At 71.5% G+C, this 12,998-nt stretch carries 11 protein-coding genes and 1 pseudogene; 6 read left to right on the top strand and 6 right to left on the bottom strand.

From position 1 onward, the window contains the following. Nucleotides 1-48: 48 nt before the first annotated feature. From AB0R04_RS07875 to AB0R04_RS07865, 3 genes and pseudogenes are all read right to left on the bottom strand, one after another. Nucleotides 49-546 (bottom strand): annotated as a pseudogene (locus AB0R04_RS07875) (hypothetical protein); the annotation flags it as partial. Between the two features lie 93 nt (nt 547-639). Beyond that, nucleotides 640-2,703: a prolyl oligopeptidase family serine peptidase gene (locus AB0R04_RS07870; protein ID WP_363369140.1), complete on the bottom strand. Its 2,064-nt coding sequence runs from the start codon at nt 2,701-2,703 to the stop codon at nt 640-642. A gap of 108 nt (nt 2,704-2,811) precedes the next feature. After that, nucleotides 2,812-4,320 carry an oligopeptide:H+ symporter gene (locus AB0R04_RS07865; protein ID WP_363369138.1) on the bottom strand — a complete coding sequence of 503 codons (1,509 nt, stop codon included), beginning with the start codon at nt 4,318-4,320 and terminating at the stop codon, nt 2,812-2,814. A gap of 329 nt (nt 4,321-4,649) precedes the next feature. On the opposite strand from AB0R04_RS07865, the gene AB0R04_RS07860 reads away from it, so the two are divergent. Together AB0R04_RS07860 and AB0R04_RS07855 are read left to right on the top strand one after the other, a co-directional pair. After that, a complete protein-coding gene (locus tag AB0R04_RS07860; protein ID WP_030290974.1) occupies nt 4,650-5,324 on the top strand; it encodes a response regulator transcription factor in 675 nt (224 codons plus the stop codon). 63 nt (nt 5,325-5,387) lie between these two features. Beyond that, complete coding sequence (locus tag AB0R04_RS07855) at nt 5,388-6,632, top strand: ATP-binding protein (RefSeq protein WP_063349098.1); 1,245 nt, start codon at nt 5,388-5,390, stop codon at nt 6,630-6,632. A gap of 37 nt (nt 6,633-6,669) precedes the next feature. On the opposite strand, the gene AB0R04_RS07850 is transcribed toward AB0R04_RS07855, so the two are convergent. Continuing rightward, complete coding sequence (locus AB0R04_RS07850) at nt 6,670-7,152, bottom strand: GtrA family protein (protein WP_363369136.1); 483 nt, start codon at nt 7,150-7,152, stop codon at nt 6,670-6,672. Between the two features lie 315 nt (nt 7,153-7,467). Here AB0R04_RS07850 and AB0R04_RS07845 point away from each other — a divergent pair, with 315 nt between their 5' ends. The 3 genes from AB0R04_RS07845 to AB0R04_RS07835 are packed head-to-tail and all read left to right on the top strand — an operon-like array spanning nt 7,468 to nt 10,386. Next, nucleotides 7,468-8,607, top strand: coding sequence for a 5-(carboxyamino)imidazole ribonucleotide synthase (locus tag AB0R04_RS07845; RefSeq protein ID WP_363369395.1), 1,140 nt, complete (start codon nt 7,468-7,470; stop codon nt 8,605-8,607). Then, entirely contained in the window at nt 8,604-9,140 is a 537-nt protein-coding gene (gene purE / locus AB0R04_RS07840) for a 5-(carboxyamino)imidazole ribonucleotide mutase (protein ID WP_063349101.1), read from the top strand. The genes AB0R04_RS07845 and purE overlap by 4 nt, the downstream gene beginning before the upstream one ends. A gap of 31 nt (nt 9,141-9,171) precedes the next feature. Further along, nucleotides 9,172-10,386, top strand: a complete 1,215-nt coding sequence (locus AB0R04_RS07835; RefSeq protein ID WP_363369134.1) for a dipeptidase — start codon at nt 9,172-9,174, stop codon at nt 10,384-10,386. 25 nt (nt 10,387-10,411) lie between these two features. On the opposite strand, the gene AB0R04_RS07830 is transcribed toward AB0R04_RS07835, so the two are convergent. Together AB0R04_RS07830 and AB0R04_RS07825 are read right to left on the bottom strand one after the other, a co-directional pair. Beyond that, nucleotides 10,412-10,825 (bottom strand): CoA-binding protein, encoded by a 414-nt coding sequence (locus tag AB0R04_RS07830; protein WP_363369390.1) that lies wholly within the window; start codon nt 10,823-10,825, stop codon nt 10,412-10,414. Between the two features lie 43 nt (nt 10,826-10,868). Further along, nucleotides 10,869-12,206 carry a UDP-glucose/GDP-mannose dehydrogenase family protein gene (locus AB0R04_RS07825; RefSeq protein ID WP_063349103.1) on the bottom strand — a complete coding sequence of 446 codons (1,338 nt, stop codon included), beginning with the start codon at nt 12,204-12,206 and terminating at the stop codon, nt 10,869-10,871. 181 nt (nt 12,207-12,387) lie between these two features. On the opposite strand from AB0R04_RS07825, the gene AB0R04_RS07820 reads away from it, so the two are divergent. Continuing rightward, nucleotides 12,388-12,998 (top strand): acyl-CoA dehydrogenase family protein (locus tag AB0R04_RS07820; RefSeq protein WP_363369131.1); only part of this gene is annotated, 611 nt, incomplete at its 3' end.

Below are 12,998 nucleotides of genomic sequence, written 5' to 3'. Positions count from 1 at the left end.
AAGGCCCTCGCCCACCCGGGCGAGGGCCTCGCGGGCGCCCGCTCAGCGTCAGTCCGCTTGAAGCTCCTTCACCACCTGCTCCGCCAACACACGGGCGCCCTGAAGGCGAGGGTCCTCGGGATGCGCGTACGGTCCGAGGATCTTCGCCGCGACGAACAAGGTCATCAGCTTGCCGTCCCGGCTCGCGAAGTCGCCGCTCCGCTCGACACGGACACGATCAGCCAGCACAGGCACGGCAAGCGACGCCGCCCACAGCGTGGCAGCGTGCAGACCACGCGGGGCCATACCCCAGTCTTCCCAGTCGAAGACGCAGAACTCGGGCGCCGTCACGTTCGCCCAGTTCAGATCCGCATGCGCCGGACACCACTCGCTCACCGTAGCGTCGATGCCCGGGAACACCTGGCGGATCGTCCGAGTCACCAGCTCCTGGGTGATCGTCTCCGTGTCCGGCGTGGCGATTCGATTCGTTCGCTGCCTCGCGAGCGCATCGAGAGAGGCGTTCAGCTCCGGCCACCAACTGGGCGGCAGGTCGGGACTCTCGGTCACACGCAGGAAGTCGGCCCGGCCGACCTCCTGCGCGTTCAGGTGCTTTCTACGCGCCGGTGACCAGGCTGCGGCGTTCGGTGGCGCGGGCGCCGCTCAGCCCACGCCCAACGATCGCTTCAGGAAGTCCAGTTCGTGCCGGAGCAGGTGCTCCACCACGGCCTCGTCGGTCGGCCGGTGGCCGGTGGCGCGCAGTGGTAGGACCTCGTGCGGGCGCCCGGCGGCGAGCAGGGCGTGGGAGAGCCGCAGGGTATGTACGGGGAAGACGTTGTCGTCGGCGAGGCCCTGGATCAGCAGGAGCGGGCGGCTCAGCTCCGGGGCCCCGGCGATCAGGGAGCCGTCGTCGTAGTGCGCGGGGTGTTCGTCGGGGTGGCCGAGGAAGCGCTCCTGCCAGTGGGTGTCGTAGAGCCGCCAGTCGGTGGGGGCGGCCCCGGCGGAGGCGGCGTGGAAGACGTCCGGGCGGCGTAGGACGGCGAGGGCGGCGAGGTAGCCGCCGTAGGACCAGCCGCGGATGCCGACCCGGTCGAGGTCGAGCAGTCCGGGCCGCAGCCGGGCGGCCTCGTGCAGGCCCTCGACCTGGTCCGCCAGGGCGGGGCCGGCCTTGTCGCCGTAGATCGTCTTGTCCCACTGCGGTCCGCGCCCGGGGGTGCCACGGCCGTCGACGACCAGCACCGCGAAGCCCTGGTCGGCGAACCACTGGGAGACCCGGCCCCACCACGCGCCGCCGCTGGTGACCTTGTGCATCCCGGGCCCGCCGTACGGGTCGAGCAGGACGGGCAGTGGGGTGCCGCCGGGGCGGTGGCCGGTGGGCAGGAAGAGCGCGGCGCGCAGCTCGCGGGGGCCGAGGCGGAGCAGTTCGTGGCGCGCGGTGAGGACGGGCGGCTGCGCGTACGAGGTCACCGGGTGCGTCATGTGGTCGCCGCGGTGGACGGTGGTGCGGCCGGCCGGGAAGCCCTCGGAGCGGGTGGTGAGGACGAGGGTGCCGCCGCGCCGGACGCCCGTGTGGACGCCGGGGCCGCTGCTCAGCCGCCGGATGCCGCGGCCCGGTTCGTAGTGCCAGAGGTGGGTCTCGGTGGGGTCCTCCAGGGCGGTGAACAGGATCTGTTCGCCGTCCGTGCCGAGCACCTCCCACAGCTGTAGTCCGGGCGGGGTGACGGGCTCGCCGTCGACGGTGAGGTGCCGGGTGTCGCCGAGGTCGGCGGTGTCGACCAGGGCGCCGCCGACGGTGCGCGCGGGCAGGCCGGGGAGGAGTTCGACCCAGTGCTCGTCGCGGCGCTCGGCGAGCACCCGGGTGGCGCCGTCGGGCCCGATCGCCAGGGTGCGGACGGTGCGCTGGTCGCGGCTCTGCACGGCGGCGTACGGGCCGTGGGCGTCCCAGCCGGCGGCGGTGAGGTACTCGAACGCGGTGCGGTCCCAGCGGACCTCGGTGCGGGTGCCGTCGAGGCCGAGCAGCAGGAGCGAGACCTCGGCGTTGGCGGTGCCGGCCAGCGGGTAGCGGATCACGCGGGGCGGGCGCTGCGGGTCGGTCGGGTCGGCGAGGTGCACGCGGTGGACGGGGCGCTCGTCGACGCGGGTGACGAGCAGCGCGGTGCCGTCGGGGGACCACCAGTGGCCGCGGGTGCGGTACATCTCCGCGGCGGCGACGTACTCGGCGACGCCGTACGCGACGTCCACAGCCTCGGGCTCGGCGAGAGCCCGGTCGTCCGCGGTGCCCCCGTTGGCAGAACTGTCAGAGCTGTTGACGGTGACCACGCGCAGGGCGCCGTCGCCGGTGTAGGCGATCCGGCGGCCGGTCGGGTCGAGCCGCGGGTCGTGGACGCCGGTGGCGGTGGGGATGGCGCGGACGGTGCCGTCGGCGGTGTCGGCGAGCCAGAGGGCGCCGTCGAGCGCGAAGGCGGCGAGCCGGCCGGTGGCGCCGGTGCTGTAACCGGTGATGCCGTCGGTGGAGGGGTGGCTGCCCAGCGCGGCCGGGTCGGCGATCAGCCGTTCCCGGCCGGTGGCGGTGTCGAGCGCCCAGAGGCAGGCCAGCGGGTCGGTGCCGCCGCGGCTGCGCAGGAACAGGATGGCGGCGCCGTCGGCGGTGAGGCCCTGGTGGGTGGGGGCGCCCAGGGTGAAGTGCCGGGTGCGGGCGAGCTGGCGCGGTAACGGGTCGGTCGTCATGCCGGGCACCATAGGCACGGCCGGAGCGGCGCTGTCGAGCGGAAAACGGCCGGGGCCGCCGCGGATCTCAGGAATCCGCGGCGGCCCCGGCTCGGGCGGGCGTGGGCGTCAGTGGACGTCGCCCATGAGCGTGACGACCCGCTTGCGGTACGTCGCCAGCGCGATGCCGGCGACGATCGCCATGGCGCCCTGGACCGCGAAGTACCAGGTGCTGCCGACCACCTTGTCGCCCAGCACCAGCTGGAAGATGGCGGCCACGCAGTCGCCGGCGGTGACGGCGAGGAACCAGACGCCGACCATCTGGCTGGCGTACTTGGTGGGGGCCAGCTTGGTGGTGACGGACAGGCCGACGGGGGAGAGGGTGAGCTCGCCGACGGTCTGGACCAGGTAGACCATGGCCAGCCACAGCGGGGTGACCTTGGCGTCGCCGGAGGCGGCGCCCATCGCCGCCATCATGACCAGGAAGGACGCGCCGATCATCAGCAGACCGAAGGCGAACTTCATGGTGGTGCTGGGGTTCTTCGACCGGCGGGCCAGGGAGACCCAGAGCCAGGCGAAGACCGGGGCCAGCGCCATGATGTACAGCGGGTTGAGCGACTGGAACCAGCTGGACGGGAAGTTGAACCCGAACAGCGTGGAGGCGGTGTGGTCCTTGGCGAAGACGTTCAGCGTCGAGCCGGACTGGTCGTAGATCATCCAGAACACGGCGGCGGCGACGAAGAACCAGATGTAGCCACTCATCTTGGACTGCTCGTCCGCGCTGAGGTCCTTGTCGCGCTTCACCTTGGCGAACACGAAGACCGGGATCGCCAGGCCGGCGATGGACAGCGGCCAGACCGCCCAGTCGATGGTGAAGTGGCCGGTGGAGACGACGATGCCGTAGAAGACGACCGCCACGGCCAGCCAGATGCCGGCCTTGCGGAAGATCTTGCGCTTCTCGTCCGCGCCGATCGGCGAGGTCACGATGTCGCTGGTGGGGCTCAGGTGGCGGGTGCCCAGCAGGAACTGGACCAGGCCGAGCGCCATGCCGATGCCGGCCAGGGCGAAGCCCAGGTGCCAGTCGACCTTCTGGCCGACGGTGCCGACCACCAGCGGGGCGAAGAAGGCCCCGAGGTTGACGCCCATGTAGAAGATCGTGAAGCCGCCGTCGCGGCGCGGGTCGTTCGGGCCGTCGTAGAGGTGGCCGACCATCGTGGAGATGTTGGCCTTGAGCAGGCCCGAGCCCACCGCGATGCAGACCAGACCGGCGAAGAACGCGCCGGTGAACGGCACGGCCAGCAGGAAGTGGCCGGCCATGATGATCGTGCCGCCGATCGCGACCGTCTTGCGAGCGCCGAGGAAGCGGTCGGCGATCCAGCCGCCCGGGAGGGCCAGCAGGTAGACCATGGCCGTGTAGACGCTGTACACGGCGCCGGCGGTCGCCAGCTTCATGCCGAGGCCGCCGTCCGTGACGGAGGCGGTCATGTAGAGCACCAGCAGGGCGCGCATGCCGTAGTAGCTGAAGCGCTCCCACATCTCGCTCAGGAAGAGCGTGGCGAGCCCTCGGGGGTGACCGAGGAAGGTCTTGCCGCTGGGCGAGGCCGGGGTGAGGCCGGCTTCCAGGGTGGTAGACGCCATGAGTAGGGGTTCCTTGCCTGACAGCGTCCGCCAAGGGGGGTGGCGGCGGACGTGGACGGAACCACTCTACGTGGCGATATTTAGCGTTATCAGATGACAAAAGCCACGAATCAGGTATGGGAATGGCAAAGTCCGTGACAGATCTGCCCGATCTATCGATGGTAGACGGGCAAATTTCCCTTCAATTTCAAGATTGAAGGCCGGATTCTTCACCGAACGGGCGGTCTGCGACGGCGTGTTGGGCCTGAAGAGGCCCTTGTGTAACGATCACGCTCTGTGAACTACCTCACAAGGCAGTCCGCCATACCCGGGCGGACTACCATCACCACATGACCTGTGTGCTGCTCGCCGAGGACGATCCGGCGATCTCCGAACCGCTCGCCCGAGCCCTGCGACGTGAGGGCTATGAGGTGCTCGTCCGCGAGGACGGTCCGACCGCACTGGCCGCGGGCCTGACCGAGGAGGTCGACCTCGTCGTCCTCGACCTCGGCCTGCCCGAGATGGACGGCCTGGAGGTCTGCCGCCGCCTGCGCGCCGACGGCAAGAGCTGCCCCGTCCTGGTGCTCACCGCCCGCGCGGACGAGGTGGACACCGTGGTCGGCCTCGACGCCGGTGCCGACGACTACGTGACCAAGCCCTTCCGCCTGGCCGAACTGCTCGCCCGCGTCCGCGCCCTGCTCCGGCGCGGCAACGTCGACCAGCTCACCACCGGCGCGCACGGGGTGAAGATCGACATCGAGTCCCACCGCGCCTGGCTCGGCGAGGAGGAGCTCACCCTCTCCGCCAAGGAGTTCGAGCTGCTGCGCGTCCTCGTCCGGGACGCCGGCCGGGTGGTCACCCGCGAGGAGATCATGCGGCAGGTCTGGGACACCACCTGGTGGACCTCCACCAAGACCCTGGACATGCACATCTCCTGGCTCCGCAAGAAGCTCGGCGACGACGCGGCGAACCCGCGCTACATCGCCACCGTGCGCGGAGTGGGGTTCCGGTTCGAGAAGAATTAGCCCCGTACGGAGATCGCGGCCGGGAGTCGGCCGACGAAGCGGAGCACCTCGGGGAGCGGCAGCGTGAAACGCCGGATGATCAACTCGCTGCTGGGCGTCGTCCTGGTGGTGGTCGTGGTGTTCTGCGTGCCGCTCGCCCTGGTCGAGAAGCGCACCATCGTCAACTCGGCCCAGGACCGGGTGGACGCGGCCGCCGTCCGGGTGCTCGCCCTGGTCGAGAACCGGCTCTCCGCGGGTGAGTCGGTCACCGGCCGGGCCTTCGACAACCAGGTCACCGAGGGCAGCTACGTCGAGGTGCAGATCCCCGGCCAGGACGTCGTCTCCAGCGGCGAACGCCTGGCCGGCGGCCACCTGCTGAAGGCCGTCGAACGCGGCAACAGCGGCGAGGTCGTCACCGTCGAGCAGTCCCGCGCGGACGTCGACCACGAGATCGCCAACATGCTGCTGCTGCTCGGCGTGGTCGCCCTGCTGGCCGTCCAGGCCGCCGTGGCGCTCGCCGTCTGGCAGGCCAAACGGCTCGCCCGGCCGCTCACCGACCTGGCCGAGACCGCCGAACGACTCGGCTCCGGCGACCCGCGCCCCCGCGACCGCCGCTACGGGGTGCCCGAACTCGACCGGGTCGCCGAGGTGCTGGACACCAGCGCCGAACGGATCGCCCGGATGCTCACCGCCGAACGCCGACTCGCCGCCGACGCCTCGCACCAACTGCGCACCCCGCTCACCGCGCTCTCCATGCGACTGGAGGAGATCACCGCCCTCGCCGAGGAGCCGGAGACCGTCAAGGAGGAGGCGACCATCGCCCTCCAGCAGGTCGAACGGCTCACCGACGTCGTCCAGCGGCTGCTCACCACCCAGCGCGACCCGCGCAGCCCCACCGCGGTGGCCTTCGACCTGGACGAGGTGATCAAGCAGCAGGTCGAGGAGTGGGGCCCGTCGCTGCGCGAGACCGGCCGGGTGCTGTCCCTGGAGGGCCTGCACGGGGTCACCGCCGTCGGCACGCCGGGCACCGTCGCCCAGGTGCTGGCCACCCTGATCGAGAACTCGCTGATGCACGGCGCCGGGACGATCACCCTGCGGGTCCGGCCCTCCGGCACCTCGGTGGTGGTCGAGGTGCAGGACCAGGGCGCCGGCGTGCCGCCGGACCTCGGGAACCGGGTGTTCGAGCGCGCCGTCAGCGGCCGTAACTCCACCGGCATCGGCCTGGCCGTCGCCCGCGACCTCGCGGAGGCGGACGGCGGGCGGCTCGAACTGCTCTCGCTGAAGCCCGCGGTGTTCGCGCTCTTCCTCGGCCGCAGCCACGCGGACTGAGCCGGGGGCAGGTGGGGCCGGGGGTACGGCGGGTCGGCTATTCGGCCTTGGCGTAGCGGATCTGCTCGGCGGCCAGCATCAGCTCGGCCTGGGCGGCCAGCTCCTGGCCGCTGGTCGCGGCCGCCGGCTCGTCGGCGGGCTCGGGCAGCGCCTTGAACACCCAGGTCCGGTACGAGATGAAGCGGAATACGGTGGCGATCGCGAGGCCGACCACCTTGGCGCCCAGCTGCTCGTAGGTCGAGTCCAGGCCGAGCACGTACCGCACGAAACCGAGCACGCCGGTCTCGATCAGCATGCCGATGCCGCTGTACACCAGGAACAGCGTGATCTCCCGCTTGCGCGAGGCGGCGTCGCGGTCCCGGTACAGCCAGTAGCGGTAGCCGAGGTAGTTGGTGGCGATCGCGATCACGGTCGCCACGACGTTGGAGCGCAGCGAGGCCAGGCCCAGTCCGTTGAGGCACACCCAGAACACGGCGAAGTTCACCACCACGCCGCTCAGTCCGACGATGCCGAACTTCACGACTTCACCCGTGAACCCACGCATCACCTTTTGCCTGAGCGTGGGGTTCGGAGCTGCGGTCGTCGCCATACCGGGCTGCCTCCATGTGCCTGCGGGTCGAAGAGCGGATCGCGTGGACGCGTCCACCCCGTGAGCCCTGCGTGCACGCACATGATCGGACTGCGCAGACCAGGACCTAGCCGTCCAGGCTACCCGCTTCCACCGAACGGCTCAGCCCCCAGGGCTCCGGGTTGACTGGGACGCCCAGCCCACCCCAGCGGTTCCACCGCCCCCGACCGGCCCGGATATCCTGGCGGGGTGACTTCCCCGGGCAATGTGAATTTTCCAGTGGTGGGCATGATCGGCGGCGGGCAGTTGGCCCGCATGGCACACCAGGCGGGCATCCCGCTCGGGGTCAGGTTCAAACTCCTCGCCGACACGCCCCAGGACTCCGCCGCACAGGTGGTCTCCGACGTCGTCCTCGGCGACTACCGCGACCTCGACACGCTGCGCCGCTTCGCGGCCGGCTGCGACGTGATCACCTTCGACCACGAGCACGTCCCCACCGAGCACCTGCGGGCCCTGGAAGCCGACGGCATCGCCGTCCGGCCCGGCCCGGACGCGCTGGTCAACGCCCAGGACAAGGGCGTCATGCGGGCCAAGCTCGACGCCATCGGCGTGCCCTGCCCCCGCCACCGGATCGTCGCCGACCCGGCCGACGTCACCGCGTTCGCGAACGAGGGCTCCGGCTACCCGGTCGTGCTGAAGACCGTCCGCGGCGGCTACGACGGCAAGGGCGTCTGGGTCGTCGGCGGCGAGGAGGACGCGCAGGCGCCGTTCCTGGCCGGCGTCCAGGTGCTCGCCGAGGAGAAGGTCGACTTCGTCCGCGAACTCGCCGCCAACGTCGTCCGCTCTCCCAGCGGCCAGGCCGTCGCCTACCCGGTGGTGGAGAGCGTCCAGGAGAACGGCGTCTGCGCCGAGGTCACCGCCCCCGCGCCGGACCTCGACCCGGCCCTCTCCGACGAGGCCCAGCAGCTGGCCCTGCGCATCGCCGGCGACCTCGGCATCACCGGCCACCTCGCCGTCGAACTGTTCCAGACCAGGGACGGCCGGATCCTCGTCAACGAACTCGCCATGCGCCCCCACAACTCCGGGCACTGGACCCAGGACGGCGCCGTCACCTCGCAGTTCGAGAACCACCTGCGGGCCGTCCTCGACCTCCCGCTCGGCGACCCCCGGCCGCGCGCCAAGTGGACCGTCATGGTCAACGTCCTCGGCGGCGACTACCCGGACATGTACCACGCCTTCCTGCACTGCATGGCCCGCGACCCCGGCCTGCGGATCCACATGTACGGGAAGGACGTGAAGCCCGGCCGCAAGGTCGGCCACGTCAACGTCTTCGGGGACGACCTCGACGACGTCCGCGAGCGCGCCCGCCACGCGGCCGCCTACCTGCGAGGAACGATCACCGAATGACCTCCTCCCCTTCGAGCCCGCTCGTCGGCATCGTCATGGGCTCGGACTCCGACTGGCCCGTCATGGAGGCCGCCGCCCAGGCCCTCGACGAGTTCGAGATCCCCTACGAGGTCGACGTCGTCTCGGCGCACCGGATGCCCCGCGAGATGGTCGCGTACGGCGAGAACGCCCACCGGCGCGGCCTCAAGGCGATCATCGCCGGCGCCGGCGGCGCCGCCCACCTGCCGGGCATGCTCGCCTCCGTCACCCCGCTGCCCGTCATCGGCGTGCCGGTGCCGCTGCGCTACCTGGACGGCATGGACAGCCTGCTGTCCATCGTCCAGATGCCGGCCGGCGTCCCGGTCGCGACCGTCTCGGTGGCCGGCGCGCGCAACGCCGGCCTGCTCGCCGTGCGGATGCTGGCCGCGTTCGACCCCGAACTGACCGAGCGGATGACCGACTTCCAGGCCGAACTGAACAACCAGGCCACCGAGAAGGGCAAGAAGCTCCGCGCCAAGGTGGCCGGATCCTCCTCCTTCGGCTTCGGCAAGTAACCCCGGCGGCGGGTGGGGTAGAACAGCCGGTATGACTACCGAGCTGGACTCCCCCACCCCGCTGGACCGCGCCCGGGCCCTGCTGCGCACCGCCCCCGTGGTCGACGGCCACAACGACCTCCCGTGGGCGATGCGCGAGCAGGCCGGGTACGACCTCGGCGCGGTCGACCTCGCCGCCGACCAGAGCGACCGCCTGCACACCGACCTCGCCCGCCTCGCGGAGGGCGGGGTCGGGGCGCAGTTCTGGTCCGTCTACGTGCCGACCCGGCTGGCCGGCGACCACGCGGTGAGCGCCACCCTGGAACAGATCGACTTCGTCCACGCCCTGGTCGAGCGCTACCCCGACCGGCTCCGGCTCGCCCGCACCGCCGACGACATGGAAGCCGCCCGCGCCGAAGGCCGGATCGCCTCCCTGATGGGCGCCGAGGGCGGCCACTCCATCGACTGCTCGCTCGCCACCCTGCGTGCCCTCCACGAGCTAGGCGTGCGCTACCTGACGCTCACCCACAACGACAACGTGCCGTGGGCCGACTCCGCCACCGACAAGCCGGCGGCCGGCGGGCTGACCCGCTTCGGCGAGGAGGTCGTCCGGGAGATGAACCGGCTCGGCATGCTCGTCGACCTCTCGCACGTCTCCGCCGACACCATGCGCGACGCCCTGCGGGTCACCGAGGCACCGGTCGTCTTCTCGCACTCCTCCGCCCGCGCCGTCTGTGACCACCCGCGCAACATCCCGGACGACGTGCTCGCCCAGCTGCCCGCCAACGGCGGCGTGGCGATGGCCACCTTCGTGCCCAAGTTCATCCTGCCCGCCGCCATCGAGTGGACCCTCGCCGCCGACGAGAACATGCGCGCCCACGGCTTCCACCCACTCGACACCACCCCGCCCGCGATGGAGCGCCAGCGCGCCTTCGAGGCCGCCAACCCGCGCCCGATCGCCACCCCGGCCACCGTCGCCGACCACCTCGACCACCTGCGCGAGGTCGCCGGCATCGACCACATCGGCATCGGCGGCGACTTCGACGGCACCGCTTTCCTGCCCGACGGCCTGGGCTCGGTGGCCGGCTACCCCAACCTGATCGCCGAACTCCTGCGCCGGAACTGGTCCGAGGCCGACCTCGCCAAGCTCACCTGGCACAACGCCGTCCGCGTCCTGCGCGACGCCGAGTCCGTCGCCGCCGGGCTGCGGGCCGGCCGCCGCCCGTCCATCGCCACCATCGCGCAGCTGGACGGCGTAAAGGGCTGAGATTGGACGGCGTAAAGGGCTGAGCTCAGCCCAGCCGCGGGATCTCGATGGCCGGGCACCTGTCCATCACCATGGCGAGCCCGGCCGTCCTGGTCCGCGCGTACGCGGCCTCGTCGACCACACCCAGCTGGAACCAGACGGCCTTCGCCCCGGCCGCCACCGCCTGGTCGGCCACCTCTCCCGCCAGCGCGCTGTTCACGAACACGTCCACCACGTCGACCGGGAACGGGATCTCGGCGAGCGAGGCGTAGCCGGGCTCGCCGAGGACCGTCTCGGCCTTCGGGTGCACCGGCACGACGCGCTTGCCGTACCGCTGGAGCACCCCGGCCACCCCGTACGCGGCCCGGGCGGTGTTGTTGGACAGGCCGACGACCGCCCAGGTGTCGCCGGTGCCGGTGAGGATCTCGCGAACCGTCGCGTCGTCGCCGTAGCTCGTCATGCCGGTGCCAACGACGACCACGGGCGCCGGATTCCCGCAGGTGTCAGCTGGGGCGGCCGAGGGCGCGGTACGTCCAGCCGGCGGCGCGCCAGGCGTCGGCGTCCAGGACGTTGCGGCCGTCGAGGAGGCGGCGTTCGGCGACCACGGCGCCGAGGACGGCCGGGTCCAGCTCGCGGAACTCGGCCCACTCGGTGAGGTGCAGGACGACGTGGGCGCCCTCGGCGGCCTCCATGGCCGAGTCGGCGTAGGCGAGCGAGGGGAACATCTTGCGGGCGTTGTCGACGGCCTTCGGGTCGTAGACGGTGACCTGGGCGCCCTGGAGCTGGATCTGGGCGGCGACGTTGAGCGCGGGGGAGTCCCGGATGTCGTCCGAGTTGGGCTTGAACGCGGCGCCGAGGACGGCCACCCGGCGGCCCAGGAAGCCGCCGCCGCACTGCTCGCGGGCCAGCTCCACCATCCGGGAGCGGCGGCGCATGTTGATCGAGTCGACCTCGCGCAGGAAGGTCAGCGCCTGGTCGGCGCCGAGTTCGCCGGCCCGGGCCATGAACGCCCGGATGTCCTTGGGCAGGCAGCCGCCGCCGAAGCCCAGACCGGAGTTGAGGAACTTGCGGCCGATCCGCTCGTCGTGCCCGAGCGCGGTGGAGAGCAGCGTGACGTCGGCGCCGGCCGCCTCGCAGACCTCGGCCATCGCGTTGATGAAGGAGATCTTGGTGGCCAGGAAGGAGTTGGCGGCGGCCTTCACCAGCTCGGCGGTCGCGTAGTCGGTGACCAGGAACGGCACCCCGGCCGCGATCGGCTCGGCGTACACCTCGCGCAGCAGCCGCTCGGCGCGCTCGCTGTGGGCGCCGACGACGATCCGGTCCGGGCGCAGGGTGTCCTGGACGGCGAAGCCCTCGCGCAGGAACTCCGGGTTCCAGGCGAGTTCGGCGCCCGCGCCGACGGGCGCCAGCGCGGCCAGCCGCTCGGCGAGCCGGCTCGCCGAGCCGACCGGCACGGTGGACTTGCCGACCACCAGGACCGGGCGGGTCAGGTACGGGGCGAGGCCGTCGATCGCGGCGTCGACGTACGACATGTCGGCGGCGAACTCGCCCTTGCGCTGCGGGGTGTTGACGCAGACGAAGTGCACGTCGCCGAACTCCGCGGCCTCCTGGACGGAGCTGGTGAAGCGCAGCCGGCCGGTCGAACCCTCGTGCCCGGCGACGTGCTTGAGCAGCAGCTCGGACAGCCCCGGCTCGTACATCGGGACGCGGCCGGCGGTCAGCGTGGCGATCTTGTCGGGGTCGATGTCCAGGCCCAGCACCTCGAAGCCGAACTCGGCCATCGCGGCCGCGTGCGTGGCGCCGAGGTAGCCGGTGCCGATCACGGAGATGCGGAGGGTCACGGGTTCCCCTTTGTGCGGACTCGACCTGTACGGGTGCCTCTGATGCTATCCGCCCCGACGGATCCGGCCTCGATCGCCCGTACGCCGGGGACGCTAGGCAGCCGCAGGTCGGAGCCCTAGGATCTCTACTGAACGGTAGTTAACACCGGATTGACTTCGATCACTGGACGAGGCGGGCATCATGGCGGGCAGCGCAGGGGCGGCTGACTTCGATCTCTTCCGTATCTCCGAGGAGCACGAGATGCTCCGTGAGGCGGTGCGTTCGCTGGCCGAGGCGAAGATCGCTCCGTTCGCGGCGGAGGTGGACGAGCAGGGGCGGTTCCCGCAGGAGGCGTTGGACGCGTTGCGGGGCAGTGATCTGCATGCGGTGCACGTGCCGGAGGAGTTCGGTGGTGCGGGGGCGGATGCGCTGGCGACGGTGATCGTGATCGAGGAGGTGGCGCGGGTGTGTGCGTCGTCCTCGTTGATTCCGGCGGTGAACAAGCTGGGGTCGCTGCCGGTGCAGTTGTCGGGTTCGCCGGAGTTGAAGGCGAAGTACCTGGGGGCGCTGGCGCGGGGTGAGGGGATGTTCTCGTACTGCCTGTCGGAGCCGGAGGCGGGTTCGGACGCGGCGGGGATGCGGACCCGGGCGGTGCGGGACGGGGACTTCTGGGTGCTGAACGGGGTGAAGCGCTGGATCACGAACGCGGGCGTCTCCGAGTTCTACACGGTGATGGCGGTGACGGATCCGGAGCTGCGCTCGAAGGGGATCTCGGCGTTCGTGGTGGAGAAGGGCGACGAGGGGGTGTCGTT

Source organism: Kitasatospora sp. NPDC056731, assembly GCF_040687675.1.
Taxonomy (GTDB): Bacteria; Actinomycetota; Actinomycetes; order Streptomycetales; family Streptomycetaceae; genus Kitasatospora.
The sequence above is the reverse complement of the archived record's forward strand: the minus strand, read 5'-3'. Positions and strand labels throughout refer to the sequence as shown.